Here is a 16,882-nt window from a genome sequence, read left to right as displayed (position 1 = left end):
TTAGTAGGAGCGGGTCTTCAGCGCGATCGTATCGACCGACAGCGGCTTCAGATTGACCGGCTTGTAGTCCAGACGGTTGGCTTCGCGATACCACAGCGTGTGCTTCAGCCAGTTCTTGTCGTCGCGGCCGTTCGGGGTTTCCTCGGAGTCCTTGGCGTCGTCGCGCACATGGGCGCCGCGCGATTCGGTGCGGGCGTTGGCCGAAATCATGGTGGCCTTGGCCACTTCGATCAGATTTTCCAGCTCCAGCGCTTCAATGCGGGCGGTGTTGAAGACATTGGACTTGTCGGAGATCTCAGTGCGCTGCACCAGTTTCTCCACTTCCAGAATCTTCTCCACGCCTTCGGCCAGCATGTCCTTGAAGCGGAACACGCCGCAGTGCGCCTGCATGGTGCGCTGCATGGCTTCGCGCGCGTCGTTGACCTGCACGCCGCCGGTCTGCGTGTTCAGACGCTCGACGCGGGCCAGCGAACGTTCTACATCGGCCTGCGCCAGTTCCGGCAGATCTTCCGGATGCTGCTTGATGAACTCGATCATGGAGTTGGCCGAGCTCTTGCCGAACACCAGCAAGTCCAACAGCGAGTTGGTGCCCAGGCGGTTGGCGCCGTGCACCGACGCGCACGCACATTCGCCGGCAGCATAGAAGCCCTGCACTTTTTCGCCGTGCACCACCACTTCGCCGTGGTAGTTGGTGGGAATGCCGCCCATCTGGTAATGGCAGGTGGGCACCACCGGAATCGGGGCCTTGATCGGGTCCACGCCGGCGAACTTGATCGAGATCTCGCGGATGCCCGGCAGCTTGGACATGATCACTTCCGGATCCAGGTGGGTGATGTCCAGCAGCACGTGATCCTTGTTCGGACCGCAGCCGCGGCCTTCGTTGATCTCGGTCACCATCGCGCGCGACACCACGTCGCGGGAGGCCAGGTCCTTGGCGTTGGGCGCGTAGCGCTCCATGAAACGCTCGCCCTGCGCATTGCGCAGAATGCCGCCTTCGCCGCGCACGCCTTCGGTGATCAGCACGCCCGCGCCGGCCACGCCGGTCGGGTGGAACTGCCAGAACTCCATGTCTTCCAGCGGAATGCCGGCGCGAGCGGCCATGCCCAAACCGTCGCCGGTATTGATGAAGGCATTGGTCGACGAAGCGAAGATGCGGCCGGCGCCGCCGGTGGCGAACAGGGTGGCCTTGGCCTGGAACACGACGATTTCCGAGGTTTCCATTTCCATAGCGATCACGCCCTGGACATTGCCGTCGGCGTCGCGGATCAGGTCCAGCGCCATCCATTCAACGAAGAAATGGGTGTTGGCGCGCACATTGCGCTGGTACAGCGCGTGCAGCATGGCGTGGCCGGTCCGGTCCGCGGCGGCGCAAGCGCGGCGCACCGGCTTCTCGCCGAAGTTCGACATATGGCCGCCGAACGGGCGCTGATAGATGGAACCATCGGCGTTGCGGTCGAACGGCATGCCGAAGTGCTCCAGCTCCACCACCACCTTGGGCGCTTCGCGGCACATGAATTCGATGGCGTCCTGATCGCCCAGCCAGTCCGACCCCTTGACGGTGTCGTACATATGCCAGTGCCAATGATCTTCCTCGGAATTGCCGAGCGAAGCGGACACGCCGCCCTGGGCGGCAACAGTGTGGGAGCGGGTCGGGAATACCTTGGACAGCACCGCTGTCTTCAGGCCGGCCTCGGACAATTGCAAGGCCGCGCGCATGCCTGCTCCGCCTGCCCCAACGATAACGGCGTCGAAATGACGAACAGGAATACCCATTACAGCCCCCAGACCACTTTAACGGAATAGATAAAACAGGAAACCAGCCAGACGATGGTGAACACGTGCAGCGCCAGGCGAATGCCCGCCGGCTTCACATAGTCCATCCACAGATCGCGGATGCCCACCCATACGTGGAGGAACAGGGCGATCAAGCTCACCTGAGTCAGCAATTGCACCCAGAACTGGCCGAAGAACGCCTTCCAGCCTTCGTAGCCGGACGGCATGGTCAACAGGAACAAAGCCAAAGCCACGGTGTAGATCAACATGATCACCGCGGTGACGCGCTGCATGATCCAATCGCGCAGGCCATAGCCGGCGCCGACGACATTGCGATTTACCATAGAGCAACTCCCAGAACCACGGTCAGCGCCAGGCTGACTGCCACAACGGTCTTGGCGGTGGCGCGGGCGGTCTGCAGTTCGAGACCTTTATGAATATCGAGGAAGAGGAAACGGATACCGGCACAGAAGTGGTGCATATACGCCCACAACAAGCCGAGCAACACCAGCTTCATCAGCGGGTTGCCCACCACGGCGCGGTAGGTTTCGAACGATTCGGCCGAACTCAGCGAACCATGCAACAGGTAAATCAACAGTGGGAGAGAAAAGAACAGCGCAACACCGCTGATCCGGTGCAAGATCGAGACGATGCCGGGGATCGGCAATCTGATCTTGGCCAGATCCAGGTGCTTTGGTCGTTGCTTCTGCATATGGCTTCCTTGGATGTTTTTAGAACCAAGAGGTTACACAACAGACGGCCCGCTTACGAGACCGCCCGCTTGAAGGGCTCCGTTTTTGTTATGGCTGGATGCCCGTCATTACCGCTCATGCCGCACCAGGAATATCGCGGTGCAATATGACCCGGGGATTCTAGCAAAACTGGCTGGCCGCGGCCCGTGTTTCACCAGCGGCCAACCCTCCATGTCACGTCAAAAGCCCGCCGCGTCAAGCCCGGCGGGCGGTGTAAGCCCAGTTGTGCGTCAGACAGTAACGCTGCCGCCACTCCAGCGGCACGCCCTCCATCGAGCCGGAAATCCGGATCAGGCTCAAGGCCGGCGCCTCGGCCACCATGCCGGTGACGCCGAGCAGCGCGCTTTCCTCGCGCGGCAGCATCAACGCGCGAAACTGCTCGCACAATACTTTCAAACGGATGCCGAAGCGCTGCTGCAGCGCCTGGTACACCCCGGACGAGCCGCGCAGCCAGCGCGCGTCCAGCCCCTCGAACTCGTCGGCCGGCAAGAAGGCCTCGTCCACCGCGACCGGGATGCCGTGCCAACGCCACAGCTGCCGAACTCTCAATAAAGGCGCAGCGCGCCGCAATTGCAATGCCGCGGCCATGTCGTCGCTGGCGTTGCCCCGCGAAATGCCGAGGAACTCCCGCGCCAGATCGTCCGGCTGCTCGTTGAACAGGCCCGGCGTCAGCAGCAGGCCTTCGCCCCACTCGCTGGGCGCCGGCGCCACGAAAGTGCCCCTGCCCTGCGCGCGGTACAAAAGACCGTCGGCCACCAGTTCGCTCAAAGCCTTGCGCACCGTGCCCTGGCTTGCACCCAGCTCGTCCGCCAAATCCCATTCGCTGGGCAAGGCATCGTTCTCCTGCCACTCGCCATCGCCGATCCGGCGCAGCAACTGCTGCTTGATCTGGCTGTACAGCGGCTGTCTACGCAGCGGTCGATCTGTCATGTTCTCTGTTGTATCACCAAACAAATCAAGCGTAAATACAAGTCTTATATAAGATACAAGACTTTACTGGCCCTATCAGCTTTTCTGATGAGGATTCCACCCCCACATTGGCTATACTCCGTGTTACACTCAGCCGCACAAAAGCATTCAATGCTGCAGAGCAACATCTGCATATCATCATTTTCGGATACATCAAAGGAGAGTCCGCCAATGAAAGCTCCCGTTCGCGTCGCCGTCACCGGCGCAGCCGGCCAGATCGGCTACAGTCTGCTGTTCCGCATTGCCAGCGGCGAAATGCTCGGCAAGGATCAACCGGTCGTCCTGCAACTGCTGGACCTGCCGCAAGCGCAAACCGCCCTCAAGGGCGTGATGATGGAACTGGAAGACTGCGCTTTCCCGCTGTTGGCCGGCATGGTCGCCACCGACGACCCGAACGTGGCCTTCAAGGACGTCAAGGTCGCGCTGCTGGTGGGCGCCCGCCCGCGCAGCAAGGGCATGGAGCGCAAGGATCTGCTGGAAGCCAACGGCGCCATCTTCACCGTGCAGGGCAAGGCGCTGAACGACCACGCCGCCCGCGACGTGAAAGTGCTGGTAGTGGGCAACCCGGCCAACACCAACGCCTGGATCGCGATGAAGTCCGCCCCGGATCTGAATCCGAAAAACTTCACCGCCATGTTGCGTCTTGACCACAACCGCGCGCTGTCCCAGATCGCCGCCAAAACCGGCAAGCCGGTGGCCGCCATCGAGAAACTGGCGGTATGGGGCAACCACTCGCCGACCATGTACGCCGACTACCGCTTCGCCAGCATCGCCGGTCAGCCGGTCAAGGCCATGATCAACGACGAAGCCTGGAACCGCGACGTATTCCTGCCCACAGTGGGCAAGCGCGGCGCCACCATCATTGAAGCGCGAGGCCTCTCCTCCGCTGCTTCCGCCGCCAATGCAGCCATCGACCACGTCCACGACTGGGTACTGGGCAGCAACGGCAAGTGGGTGACCATGGGCATTCCGTCCGACGGCTCCTACGGCATCCCGGAAGGCGTGATGTACGGCTTCCCGGTTGTATGCGAAAATGGCGAATACAAGATTGTGCAAGGTCTGGAAATCGACGAGTTCAGCCGCGAGCGGATGAACTTCACCCTGGCCGAACTGGAAGAAGAGCGCGCCGCCATCGCTCACCTGTTTGGCTGATCCATCCCAAGTCTTTTCAGCAAAAGCGCACCTTACGGTGCGCTTTTTTGTCTTTGATCAAGACCCGATTTCCCGACTGCCTATATTTAACAGACTGCCATTTGGAGTTGAGCATGATTGAAGTCGAAGTACTGAACCAAATCGCGGCCAAGATCGACGACCTGGCCACCCGTGGCGCCGATATCCGGGGGTATCTTTGACTACGACGGTAAAAAAGACCGTCTGGAAGAAGTATCCCGCCTGACCGAAGACCCGGATATCTGGAACGACCCCAAGCGCGCTCAGGAACTGGGCCGCGAGCGCAAACAGCTGGAAGACGTGGTGCTGGTGATCGACGAGATCAGCGCCATGGTCAGCGACAGCGCCGAACTGTTCGAAATGGGCCGCGCCGAAAACGACGACGACACCATCCTGGCCGTGCAGGCCGATCTGGACACCGCCGAAGCCAAGCTCGCGCAGCTGGAATTCCGCAGGATGTTCCACGACCCGATGGACCCGAACAACTGCTTCCTGGATATCCAGGCCGGCGCCGGCGGCACCGAGGCCCAGGACTGGGCCGGCATGCTGCTGCGCATGTATATCCGCTACGCCGAACGCAAGGGCTTCAGCGTGGAAGTGCTGGAAGAATCCGAAGGCGAAGTGGCCGGCATCACCAGCGCCACACTGAAGATCAGCGGTGAATACGCCTACGGCTTGCTGCGTTCCGAAGTCGGCGTGCACCGCCTGGTGCGAGTGTCCCCGTTTGACTCCAACGCGCGTCGCCACACTTCGTTCTCCTCCGTCTTCGTCTACCCGGAAGTGGACGACAGTTTCGAGATCGACATCAATCCGGCCGATTTGCGCGTCGACACCTACCGCGCCTCCGGCGCCGGCGGTCAGCACATCAACAAAACCGACTCCGCCGTGCGCATCACCCACAATCCCACCGGGATCGTGGTGCAGTGCCAGAACGACCGCTCCCAGCACCGCAACCGCGACGAAGCGATGCAAATGCTGCGCGCCAAGCTGTACGAACTGGAACTGAAAAAGCGCAACGAGGCCAAGCAGGCGCTGGAAGACACCAAGACCGATGTGGGCTGGGGTCATCAGATCCGCTCCTACGTCTTCGACCAGTCCCGAATCAAGGACCTGCGCACCAGCTACGAAGTGGGCAATATCAAGGGCGTCATGGACGGCGACCTGGACGGCTTCATCGAAGCCAGCCTGAAACAGGGCGTCTGAACCTAAACCCGCTTAACCCGGCCGCCGCCCGCGCGGCGGCCAACAGCCATTGCATTGAATTACGGAGTGAACATGTCTGAACACGAGCAAACATCGCCCAGCCAGGACGAAAACCAGATCATGGCGGAGCGCCGCCAAAAGCTGAAAAGCATCCGCGAACAGCGCATCGCCTTCCCCAACGACTTCAAACGCAGCCACTTCGCGCAAGTCCTGCAGGACGCTCACGCCGGCAAGGAAAAAGAAGCGCTGGAAGCCGAAAAGATCGAGGTTGCCGTCGCCGGCCGCATGATGTTGAAACGTGTGATGGGCAAGGCCAGCTTCGCCACGCTGCAAGACGGCAGCGGCCGCATTCAGGCATACATCTCCAATGACGGAGTGGGCGAAGCACTGCACGCCGAGTTCAAGCACTGGGACTTGGGCGATATCGTCGCCGTCAAAGGCACCCTGTTCAAGACCAAGACCGGCGAACTGACGGTACAAGCCAGCGAAGTGCGCCTGCTGTCCAAGAACATCCGCCCGCTGCCGGAAAAATTCCACGGCATCACCGATCAGGAAACCAAGTACCGTCAGCGCTACGCCGACCTGATCATGAACGAGGAAAGCCGCCAGACCTTCATCAAGCGTTCCAAGATCATCCAGAAGGTGCGCGACGTGATGGTGGGCCAGGATTATCTGGAAGTGGAAACCCCGATGATGCACCCGATTCCGGGCGGCGCCGCGGCCAAGCCTTTCGTCACCCACCACAACGCGCTGGACATGCCCTTGTACCTGCGCATCGCGCCGGAGCTGTACCTGAAGCGCCTGGTGGTGGGCGGCCTGGAGCGCGTGTTCGAAATCAACCGCAATTTCCGCAACGAGGGGATGAGCACGCGCCACAACCCCGAGTTCACCATGATCGAGTTTTACGAAGCTTACAGCGACTACCAGCGCATGATGGAGATGACCGAAACCATCATCCGCGAATGCGCGCTGGTATCCTGCGGTTCCACCACCGTCAGCTATCAAGGCAAGGAAGTGGATCTGGGCAAACCGTTCGACCGTTTCACCATCGTCGGCGCGATCAAGCACTACAACCCGCAATACACAGATGCTCAACTGGACGACGCGGCCTGGGTGGCCAGCGAGATCAAGCGCCTGGGCGGCAAGCTGCCGCCGGCGCCGGGCCTGGGCAGCCTGCAACTGGCGCTGTTTGAAGAGTGCGCCGAAAGCCTGTTGTGGAACCCGACCTTCATCATCGACTACCCGGTGGAAGTGTCCCCGCTGGCGCGCGGTTCCGACAGCAAGCCGGGCCTGACCGAGCGTTTCGAACTATTCATCGTCGGCCGCGAGCACGCCAACGGCTACTCCGAGTTGAACGATCCGGAAGACCAGGCCGCGCGCTTCCTGTCCCAGGTGGCGCAGAAGGACGCCGGCGACGACGAGGCGATGCACTACGACGCCGACTACATCCGCGCGATGGAATACGGCCTGCCGCCGACCGGCGGCTGCGGCATCGGCATCGACCGCCTGGTGATGCTGCTGACCGACGCGCCGTCCATCCGCGACGTCATTCTGTTCCCGCAGATGCGTCCGGAATAAGCGCGTCAAGCCTACGGCGCCACCAAGCCGCCCGCCTTCCGGCGAGCGGCTTTTTCTTTTCCCGCGCCCCCTCCCCCCGCATCGTGCTTTTCACGCGTGGACAAGGCCGTCGGCGCGGAGTCCCACTGACCAGGGCTGCCGACTACTCGGCCCCAAGCGGCTCCGGCCCGCGCGCAAAACCCGCATGATTGAGCTCGCTGAGCGCCAGATTCACGTCGAAAATCCTGCCGCTGACCTCGGTCACCCCCAAGGCTTTCAGTCTTGCGCTGTGCATACGCAGATAAGCTTGCGCCGTTTCTTCGCTGGCAAACAGATAAATGCCGCCGGCCTCTTGCCGGTCCGGGTTCTCCGTCCATATTTTCCAGATGAAGCCGGGCTCCTGATTGATGGACGCCGCCAGCTCCTGCAACCGGCTTGCCATCTCGTCGCCGAAAGGACCGGAAAAATCAAAGTGGACTTGCAGAAGTTTTTGCATGAAAGCGTTTCCTATAGAAGGCAAGACTCGCGGCAACCCAGCCAGGGCGTTTCAATGCTGGGCGCCTTGCCAAGCTGTCCATCGCGGTCGGGAAGTTTTGCTTTTGTTTGCTAAACCTCCTTTCCGCCAACAATAGACATCATTCCATCCTTCAGCTTCGCGCATGCGCAATAGTGTCGGACGATATTGGCAGTACAACACTCGCTTGTACGACTAAAAGGACATTCGCCATGAAACGTCTATTCGCATTCGCCGCGCTGAGCGCCTCGGCATGGCTCTGCGCCATGCCGGCCCAGGCCGGCGTCTCCATCACCATCGGCCAGCCCGGCTTCTACGGACAACTCAGCCTGGGCGGTTTCCCGCAGCCGCAGCTGATCTATCCGCAACCGGTGGTCATCCAGCCCGCCCCGGTGGCGGTGGCGCCGATGTATCTGCGGGTGCCGCCCGGCCACATGAAGGATTGGCGTCGCTACTGCGGCCGCTACGGCGCCTGCGGCCGGCCGGTCTACTTCGTTCGCGACGAGTGGTACCGCCAAGTCTACGTGCCGCGTTATCAGCAGGTTCAACGCGGCCATGAGTACAGGCGCGAACACGAACGCCACGGCTGGCATGGCGACGACGATCACGCTCATGGCCGCGGCCATGAGCGCGACCGCCAGGACTGGCGGCGCAACCGCTAGCCTCGCTCTCAGCGTTCCAGCGTCGCCATCACCTCGGCCGTATAGCGCAGGCCGCTGACGGCCTCCGGCGGAAAGACCGCATTGATTTCCGCCCTCTCCGCCGGACTCAGTTCCAGCGCCAGCGCGCCCAGATTGTCGTCCAGATTGCGGATGCGGCGCGCGCCGGGGATGGCGACGATGTGATCTCCGTGCGCCAGCACCCAGGCCAGCGCCAATTGCGCCGGCGTGCAGCCCTTGGCTTCGGCCAAGGCCTTCACCCGCTCCACCAGCGCCAGATTGCGGCGGAAATTCTCGCCGAGGAAGCGCGGATTGCCGCGCCGGTAGTCGTCGGCGTCAAAGTCGTCCGGGCTTCGGATCGCCCCGGTCAAAAAACCGCGCCCCAGCGGGCTGTAGGCGACAAAACCGACGCCCAGTTCCCAACACACAGCCAGCGTTTGCTGCTCTGGGTCCCGTGTCCACAACGAGTATTCGCTTTGCAGCGCGTGGATGGGATGAACCCCGTGCGCGCGGCGCAAGGTGTCGGGCGCGGCCTCGGACAGGCCCAGGTAACGGACCTTCCCAGCGCGCACCAGCTCCGCCATCGCGCCCACGGTTTCTTCGATCGGCACTTGCGGGTCCACGCGGTGCAGGTAATAAAGGTCGATGACGTCGACGCCCAGCCGCTTGAGACTGCCTTCGCAGCTGCTGCGCACGTATTCCGGCCGGCCGTTGACGCCGCGCGCGGCGGGATTGGCCGAGTCCATCACGATGCCGAACTTGGTGGCCAACACCACCTCCTGGCGGCGCGACTTCAATACTTGCGCCAACAACTCCTCATTGCGATAGGGACCGTACATATCGGCGGTGTCCAGCAGATTGACGCCTCGATCGAGCGCGTGATTCAGCGTGCTCAGCGATTCCGCATCGTCATGCGCGCCGTAGAAAGCGCTCATGCCCATGCAACCCAAGCCCAGCGCGGAAACGGAAGGGCCATTACGGCCCAGGATACGTTGCTTCATGTCTGCCATCTTTCGTCGTCGGTTAGGATGCCTGAAGCATATGCGCTTGCCTCCACCGAAAAAATAGGATTAATCTGCATAAATTACGTAGAAAAACTTCACAATGACGCAAAACTCTTTGCATGCGCTGCAAGCTTTCCGTCTGATAGCCCGGCACGGCAGCTTCACCCGCGCAGCCGCCCAGCAAGAGATCACACCCTCGGCGCTAAGCCAGACTCTGCGCCAGTTGGAAGCCCAATTGGGCGTACGCCTCTTGAACCGCACCACCCGCAAGGTTGGGCTGACCGAAGCCGGCCAGGCGCTGCTGGCGCGGATAACGCCTCTGCTGGAACAGCTGGACGGCGCGCTGGACGACACCCGTCAATGGCAAGGGCAAGTCAGCGGCACGCTGAAGCTGACCTTGCCCCACACCGCCGCCAGCCTGCTGCTGTATCCGCTGTTGCCCGGCTTCATGCGCGCGTACCCGCAGCTGCAGCTGGAACTGGACGTAAACAATCAATTGGTGGATATCGTGGAGCGTGGCCTGGACGCCGGCCTGCGCTTTGGCGAGAGCCTGCAGCAGGATATGCAGGCGGTGGCGGTCAGCGCTCCGCTCCGCTTTTGCGTGGCGGCGAGCCCTGGCTACCTGCAGGCGCGCGGCGCGCCCGAACATCCGGCCCAGTTACGGCAACATGATTGTCTGCGCTATCGCTTCGCCAGCAGCGGCCAGATCTACCGCTGGCAATTCGTCGACGCAGGACGGTCGTTCGAAGTCTCGGTGCAAGGACCGCTAACCGCCAACGACACCGCGGCGGCGCTGCACGTCGCGCTGGGCGGGCTCGGCCTCGTTTATCTGCCGCAAGCGATGGCTGAACCTCATGTGGCCGACGGCAGTCTAGTGACTGTGCTGGAGGCGTGGATGCCGCCTGCGGAGGCATTTTATCTGTATTACCCGCACCACTTGCATCAGCCGGCTAAGCTGCGGGTGTTCATCGACTACTTGAGACAGGCCATGGCCGGCCCCACGGCCTCCGCTCACTGACAGTCCGCCGGCGTCATCCCTCCCGACAGCAATTGCGCCCCGCCGCCTTGGCCCGATACAAGGCGGCGTCCGCGCGCTGCAGCAAGGCCTCCACTTCCAGGCCCGGCTGCACACAGACATGGCCTATGCTCAGCGTCAACGGCACCGGCTGCTGTTGCCACTGCAGATTTGCACTGGCGAGCCGCTGGCGGGCACGCTCCGCCAGCGTCGCCGCTTTGGCATGGTCGGCGTCCGGAACCAGCAGCAAGAACTCCTCCCCGCCCCAGCGCGAACAGAGTAAATCCGGAAACGCCTCGCGCAACAAACGCGTCGCCTCCACCAGCACATAGTCGCCGCCGTCATGGCCGAAACGGTCGTTCACCTGCTTAAAGTGGTCGATATCGCACAACAGCACGGCGAACGGCCTGCGCGTTTGCAGCCATTGAAGCCAGGCGGACTCCAACTGGCGCACCGCCTCGCGGCGATTGATCAATCCGGTGAGAAAATCTGTGCGCGACAGACGAGCGTTATCGTCCATCATGCACTTGAGGTCGTCCACGTCGCGAAAGGTGACGATGTGCCAATTGGGCAGCAGGTCGGCGTGCAGTTGCGCGGTGACGATGAACCAACGCAGCCAGCCGTCGGCGCAGCACACGTGCACCGTCATCTCCGCCAGGTTGCGGCCCAGCGCTAAGCTGTCCTTCACCGCCTGCAACCAGCTTTGCTCCACCTCCAAGCGGTAGGCCGGATTCGGATAAGCCAGACGGAACCAGGCCTCCATGTCCGGCATCTGCTCCAAGGTGTAGCCTATCTGTTGCAGGAACGCGCGATTGAGATAGCGATGGACGCGCCGGCCGGGCTCGTCCAGCTTGGCGTCGGACTCCGAAATCAGGATGGGAATAGGCACGAAGTCCAGGCTGCGCGACAGCACTTCCTTGCCGATATCCACCGCATCGTCGCCAATCCTGAAAGTCATCAGCGCACTCCCGCCCCAGCCTTGGGTCAGCTCACTCCTGCGGCAACAGGCTGTCCTGAGCCAGCAGTTTGACGAACTCGTCCGCCGGCAGCGGCCGGGCGATCAAGTAGCCTTGCACGTACTCGCAGCCCTCGCGTTGCAGGAAGTGCCATTGCTCTATCGTTTCCACCCCTTCCGCCACCACCTTCATATTCAGGTTCTTGGCCATATTGATGATGGCGCGGGCAATGGCGGTGTCGTCGGCGTCGTGCGGGATGTCGCGCACGAAGGAGCGGTCGATCTTCAGCTTGTCCGCTTTGAAGCGCTTGAGATAGGACAGGCTGGAATAGCCGGTGCCGAAGTCGTCGATGGACAGCTTCAACCCCATATTTTTCATATTGTCGATGGCCTGGATGGTGGCCATCGCGTCCTCCATCACCACACTCTCGGTCACTTCGATATCCAGCGCATGGCCGGGCAGGCCGTTGGCGGCCAGCGCCGAGGTGATCTGCTCGGCCAGATCGGACTGGCGGAACTGCAAGGCGGACAGATTGATGGCCAGAGTCAATTCCGGCAGGCCCTGGCTGCGCCAGGCGGCCAACTGACGCGTGGCCTCGCCTATCACCCAGTTGCCGATCTGCACGATAAAGCCGCGCTCTTCCGCCACTTCGATGAAGCGCACCGGCCCCAACACGCCCAGCGATGGATGATTCCAGCGGATCAGCGCCTCCGCGCCGATGATGCGGCCGCTGGCCATTTCCACTTGCGGCTGGTAGTGCAACACGAACTCCTCGCGCTCCAGCGCAAAGCGCAGCTGGCTTTCGATCGCCAGGATTTCGCGAGCGCGGGCGTTGAGGTCGGCCGTGTAGAACTTGTAACTGTTGCGGCCCGAAGATTTAGCGTGGTACATCGCCGCGTCGGCGTTGCGCACCAAAGTTTCGTAGTCGCGACCGTCGTCCGGGTAAACGCTGATGCCTATCGACGGCGTGATGGTGATCACATGGTTGTGCAGTTCTATCGAGGCGGAGAACGCGTCGCGGATGCGCTCCGCCGCCAGCGCCGCTTCGCCGGGATCGGAAATCACCGGCAGCAGCACGACGAATTCGTCGCCGCCCTGACGCGCCAGCATCTCTCCCGGCCCCAGCACGCCCTTGATGCGGTCCGCCGCCACCTGCAGCAGGGTGTCGCCGGCAGTATGACCCAGCGATTCGTTAACGGTCTTAAAACGGTCCAGATCCAGCAACAACAGCGCCAGCCGCTCGTTGTCGCGACCGGCATTGTGGATCGCCAGCTCCACCCGGTCCTGCATGTGCACGCGGTTGGGCAGGCTGGTCAATACGTCGAAATGCGCGAGGAACTGAATACGCTCGTCGGCCGCCTTGCGTTCGGTCAGGTCGCTGAAAATCGCCACATAGTGGGTGATTTCGCCCAGGCTGTTGCGCACCGCGTTGATCGCCAGCCATTCCGGGAACACCTCCCCGTTCTTGCGGCGGTTCCACAACTCGCCCTGCCAGGAGCCGTGGTCGGCGATGGACTGCCACATCTGCTCGTAGAACGGTTGGTCGTGGCGGCCGGAGGACAACACGCTGGTCTTCTGGCCCAGCACCTCGTGCTGGGTGTAGCCCGTGATCTCGGTGAAGGCGCGGTTGACGCTGCGGATGCGTTTGTCGGCGTCGGTGATCATGATGCCTTCCACGGTGTTCTCGAACACCTTGGCCGCCAGCTGCACCCTCTCCTCCGCCGCGCGTTTCTCGGAGATGTCGCGCACCATGCGCCACACCGCGTTGATGCGGCCGAAGGCGTCGCGCATCGCCACGGTCTTGACGCTGACAGGCACCGGATTGCCGAAGCGGTTGATGTAGGTGGCCTCGAACTCGTCGCAATAGCCGAAACGCAGCACCTTGTTGTCCAGATTGAAGCGTTCCAGCGCCTCGCTCTCCGGCCCCACCAAAGTCCAGAAATTCTGCAGCTTGAGCTGATCCAGGCTGTAGCACATCAGGTTGAGGAAGGCGGGGTTGGCGTCTATCACCTGGCCGTCCAGCGAGCTGATCACGATGCCGTCAAGGTTGGACCAAAACAACTCTCGGTATTTGTTCTCGGAGCGGCGCAGCGCGTCCTCCACCTCGCGGCGGCGGGAAATATCCGCCTCCAGCGCCAGCGTCTTGGCGCGCAACTCGTCCAGCAAGCGCTTAAGCTCGGCTCGAGTCCATTCCAAATGCTTGCCAAGATGGCCGATCTCATCGCGGCGCTGCCATTCGAACGGCCGGTCCAACTTGAGTTCGGCCAGCAAACGCGCCTGCTCGGTCAGCGCTTTCATCGGGCTGAGGAAACGCGAATGCAAAATGCTCATGATCAGCAGGATGGACAACACCAGCTGCGCCGCCAGAATCATCAGGATGTTCTTGATCTGGTTATTGAGCGCGATGGCGAGATGCTCGTTGTCGAACTCCAGCGTCACCTGGCCGATTTCCTCGCCGCGGTAGATCACTGGTTTTTCCACGAAAGACACGCTGCCGATGCGGCGCTCCGCGCGTACCGAGGACAGGAATATCTGATTGGACTGGGTGTCCGTGACGCGGATGGAAACGACCCGCGCATCTTCCATTACCGAAGCGATCAAGGGATTGCCCGCCTGGCGGCTCAGGTTCCACAAGGGCTCCTGCATGCCCAGGGCCACGATGTCCAACAGGCGTTTTTGATCGGTTTCCAGCTGGGCGGTCAGCGCGTCCCTTTGAATATTGAAGCTCAGATAACTGATGATGGATGCGGGGATCAGCAAGCCCAGCACTACGGCGATGAGAAAGACAGCCCTAAGGGAGAGGCCGGTACTGGCTGTGGATTTATCGTCAGCGTGGTGTGCCATGTTTGCGTTTATTATCGCTCGCCATTAGCCGCAGGCAATTGAGCCCATGCGTCAGTTGTTCATATTTTCAAAAGTATACACCGGATAATCCCGGCAAAATGCTGGAATATTCACTAGTCATCGCCTTGTCAAGCGTGGATCCGGCAAGCCTGCCGCCGGCACGCTCTGGCGCTGCTTTCCACGCTCCGTCATTGCCTTGAATTTAGCCTCGGCCTACAATCCACGTCACTTCAAAATCGCGCCAGGATTGCTCCATGTCCCAGTCCCGTTATGACAAAATTATCACCGCCCGCTGGATCATTACCGTCGAGGAAGACGGAGAAATCCTGGAAAACCACGCCATTGCTTTGAAGAATGGCAGGATTGCCGCGATTATTCCAGCCGACCAAGCCGGCGCGCTGGAGGCGGATCAACGCGTGGAATTGCCCAACCATGTGCTGATGCCAGGCCTGATCAATCTTCACGGCCACTCCGCGATGACGCTCTTGCGCGGCCTGGCCGACGACAAGGCGCTGATGGACTGGCTGACCAATCATATCTGGCCGGCCGAGGGCAAGCACGTGCGCGACGACTTCGTGTTCGACGGCGCGCTGCTGGCGATGGGAGAAATGATCCGCGGCGGTACCACCACCATCAACGACATGTATTTCTACCATGGCGCGATGGCCCGCGCGGGCCTGGCCTCCGGCATGCGCACCTTTGTCGGCTGTTCCATCCTAGAGTTCCCCACCAATTACGCCAGCAACGCCGACGACTACATCAGCAAGTCCCTGGCCGAACGTCGCCAGTTCCTGGGCGAAGAACTGATCACCTTCACGCTGGCGCCGCACGCGCCTTATACGGTATCGGACGACACCTTCGCCAAGGTGGTGACGCTGGCCGAGCAGGAAGACATGCTGATCCATTGCCACATCCATGAAACCGCGGACGAGGTGAACAACAGCGTCAAGGAACGCCACCAGCGCCCGCTGGCCCGCCTGCAACAACTGGGCTTGCTGTCGCCGCGTCTGATCGCTGCCCACATGGTGCATTTGAACGACGAGGAAATCGAAATCGCCGCCAAGCACGGCGTATCGGTGGCGCACAATCCCTCGTCCAATATGAAACTGGCTTCCGGCATCGCCCCCATTCCCAAGATGCTGCAGGCCGGCATCGCGGTGGGCATAGGCACCGACGGCGCCGCCTCCAACAACAAGTTGGACATGTTGGCGGAAACCCGGCTGGCGGCGCTGCTGGCTAAAGTGGGCACGCTGGACCCCACCTCGGTGCCGGCCGCCGCGGCCATCCGCATGGCCACGCTCAACGGCGCCCGCGCGCTGGGCATCGCAGACAAGGTCGGCTCGATCAAGGCCGGCAAACAGGCCGACCTGATCGCCATCGACCTATCCGCCATCGAAACCGCGCCGGCCTTCGATCCGATCTCCCACGTGGTGTACGCGGCCGGCCGCGAACAAGTCAGCCACGTCTGGGTCAATGGCCAAGCCCTATTGGAACAACGCCAACTCAAGACTCTGGACGAAGCGGCGCTCAAGGCGCGCGCCGAAGACTGGCGTCACCGCATCCTGGCGAAATAATCATGATCAATGTAGACGAAACCGAAATCGACAAATTCAGCCAACTGGCGCACAAATGGTGGGACATGAGCGGCGAGTTCAAGCCGCTACATGAAATCAACCCCCTGCGCCTGGGCTTCATCGACCAACGCGCCGCCATTGCCGGCAAGCAAGTGCTGGACGTAGGCTGCGGCGGCGGCATCCTGGCGGAGAGCATGGCCGCGCGCGGCGCCGCCGTCACCGGCATCGACCTGGCCAAGAAGTCGCTGAAAGTGGCCCAACTACACAGCCTGGAGTCCGGCGTGGCGGTGGATTACCGCTGTGTGGCGGTGGAAGAACTGGCGGAAGAAGCGCCGGCCAGCTTCGACGTGGTCACCTGCATGGAAATGCTGGAACACGTGCCGGACCCTCAAAGCGTGGTGCGCAGCTGCGCCAGCCTGGTCAAGCCCGGCGGCTGGGTGTTCTTCTCCACGCTCAACCGCAACGCCAAATCCTATCTGCTGGCGGTAGTCGGCGCAGAATACGTGCTGAACATGCTGCCTCGCGGCACCCACGAGTACGCGCGCTTCCTCAAGCCCTCGGAGTTATCGCGCATGGCCCGAAACGCCGGTCTGGATCTGGACGCCGTCCGCGGCATGAGCTACAACCCGCTGACCCGCATCTACTCGCTGGGCGACGATACCGCCGTCAACTACCTGATGGCCTGCCGTCGCCCCGAATAAGCGGCAAGAAAAAAGGCCTTCGCCAAAGGCGAAGGCCTGAATCACACTCCCGGTTCCACACCGGACACAACCCGCTAAAGTTCGCGAACGCCGCGCCGGCTTCAACACCCTCGCGGGACGGCCCGCTTGCGGCGACATTCGGCTTGCGCCACCCGTCGCCTGCCAGGCTGCTTTCCCCGCGCGGGCCGGCC

General features: G+C 61.9%; 15 protein-coding genes. 7 read left to right on the top strand and 8 right to left on the bottom strand.

The window, feature by feature from the left end:
• The 4 genes from sdhA to B0T39_RS00420 form a co-directional block, all read right to left on the bottom strand.
• Positions 1-1,773 (bottom strand): succinate dehydrogenase flavoprotein subunit, encoded by a 1,773-nt coding sequence (sdhA, locus tag B0T39_RS00435; protein WP_081544311.1) that lies wholly within the window; start codon positions 1,771-1,773, stop codon positions 1-3.
• Positions 1,773-2,117 carry a succinate dehydrogenase, hydrophobic membrane anchor protein gene (sdhD, locus tag B0T39_RS00430; RefSeq protein WP_081544310.1) on the bottom strand — a complete coding sequence of 115 codons (345 nt, stop codon included), beginning with the start codon at positions 2,115-2,117 and terminating at the stop codon, positions 1,773-1,775. The genes sdhA and sdhD overlap by 1 nt, the downstream gene beginning before the upstream one ends.
• A complete protein-coding gene (gene sdhC, locus B0T39_RS00425; protein ID WP_019103264.1) occupies positions 2,111-2,485 on the bottom strand; it encodes a succinate dehydrogenase, cytochrome b556 subunit in 375 nt (124 codons plus the stop codon). The genes sdhD and sdhC overlap by 7 nt, the downstream gene beginning before the upstream one ends.
• A gap of 235 nt (positions 2,486-2,720) precedes the next feature.
• A complete protein-coding gene (locus tag B0T39_RS00420) occupies positions 2,721-3,455 on the bottom strand; it encodes a GntR family transcriptional regulator (protein ID WP_043632316.1) in 735 nt (244 codons plus the stop codon).
• A 210-nt stretch (positions 3,456-3,665) separates the two neighbouring features.
• On the opposite strand from B0T39_RS00420, the gene B0T39_RS00415 reads away from it, so the two are divergent.
• From B0T39_RS00415 to lysS, 3 genes are all read left to right on the top strand, one after another.
• On the top strand, positions 3,666-4,646 hold the full coding sequence (locus tag B0T39_RS00415; RefSeq protein ID WP_081544309.1) for a malate dehydrogenase: 981 nt from the start codon (positions 3,666-3,668) through the stop codon (positions 4,644-4,646).
• A gap of 116 nt (positions 4,647-4,762) precedes the next feature.
• A protein-coding gene (gene prfB, locus B0T39_RS00410) for a peptide chain release factor 2 (protein ID WP_114152232.1) occupies positions 4,763-5,867 on the top strand; the annotation gives its coding sequence in 2 pieces (ribosomal slippage) (positions 4,763-4,843 and positions 4,845-5,867; 1,104 coding nt in all).
• A 72-nt stretch (positions 5,868-5,939) separates the two neighbouring features.
• On the top strand, positions 5,940-7,445 hold the full coding sequence (gene lysS / locus B0T39_RS00405) for a lysine--tRNA ligase (RefSeq protein ID WP_081544307.1): 1,506 nt from the start codon (positions 5,940-5,942) through the stop codon (positions 7,443-7,445).
• A gap of 142 nt (positions 7,446-7,587) precedes the next feature.
• Here the strand turns inward: lysS and B0T39_RS00400 are convergent, their stop codons facing one another.
• Positions 7,588-7,920: a monooxygenase gene (locus B0T39_RS00400; protein ID WP_081544306.1), complete on the bottom strand. Its 333-nt coding sequence runs from the start codon at positions 7,918-7,920 to the stop codon at positions 7,588-7,590.
• Between the two features lie 230 nt (positions 7,921-8,150).
• Between B0T39_RS00400 and B0T39_RS00395 the strand changes: the two genes are divergently transcribed.
• Positions 8,151-8,600: a hypothetical protein gene (locus B0T39_RS00395; protein ID WP_081544305.1), complete on the top strand. Its 450-nt coding sequence runs from the start codon at positions 8,151-8,153 to the stop codon at positions 8,598-8,600.
• Positions 8,601-8,608: 8 nt separating this feature from the next.
• Here B0T39_RS00395 and B0T39_RS00390 read toward each other — a convergent pair whose 3' ends face one another.
• Entirely contained in the window at positions 8,609-9,598 is a 990-nt protein-coding gene (locus tag B0T39_RS00390; RefSeq protein WP_081544304.1) for an aldo/keto reductase, read from the bottom strand.
• Between the two features lie 103 nt (positions 9,599-9,701).
• Between B0T39_RS00390 and B0T39_RS00385 the strand changes: the two genes are divergently transcribed.
• On the top strand, positions 9,702-10,619 hold the full coding sequence (locus B0T39_RS00385; protein WP_081544303.1) for a LysR family transcriptional regulator: 918 nt from the start codon (positions 9,702-9,704) through the stop codon (positions 10,617-10,619).
• Positions 10,620-10,632: 13 nt separating this feature from the next.
• On the opposite strand, the gene B0T39_RS00380 is transcribed toward B0T39_RS00385, so the two are convergent.
• Complete coding sequence (locus B0T39_RS00380; protein ID WP_081544302.1) at positions 10,633-11,574, bottom strand: GGDEF domain-containing protein; 942 nt, start codon at positions 11,572-11,574, stop codon at positions 10,633-10,635.
• A gap of 31 nt (positions 11,575-11,605) precedes the next feature.
• The gene (locus B0T39_RS00375; RefSeq protein WP_081544301.1) at positions 11,606-14,416 is read right to left on the bottom strand and encodes a bifunctional diguanylate cyclase/phosphodiesterase; all 2,811 of its coding nucleotides are present in this window, start codon (positions 14,414-14,416) and stop codon (positions 11,606-11,608) included.
• 254 nt (positions 14,417-14,670) lie between these two features.
• Between B0T39_RS00375 and B0T39_RS00370 the strand changes: the two genes are divergently transcribed.
• Complete coding sequence (locus B0T39_RS00370; RefSeq protein ID WP_081544300.1) at positions 14,671-15,990, top strand: TRZ/ATZ family hydrolase; 1,320 nt, start codon at positions 14,671-14,673, stop codon at positions 15,988-15,990.
• 2 nt (positions 15,991-15,992) lie between these two features.
• Entirely contained in the window at positions 15,993-16,691 is a 699-nt protein-coding gene (gene ubiG / locus B0T39_RS00365; protein ID WP_081544299.1) for a bifunctional 2-polyprenyl-6-hydroxyphenol methylase/3-demethylubiquinol 3-O-methyltransferase UbiG, read from the top strand.
• Positions 16,692-16,882 lie beyond the last annotated feature (191 nt).

The organism is Chromobacterium haemolyticum (assembly GCF_002081825.1).
Taxonomy (GTDB): Bacteria; Pseudomonadota; Gammaproteobacteria; order Burkholderiales; family Chromobacteriaceae; genus Chromobacterium; species Chromobacterium fluminis.
The sequence above is the reverse complement of the archived record's forward strand: the minus strand, read 5'-3'. Positions and strand labels throughout refer to the sequence as shown.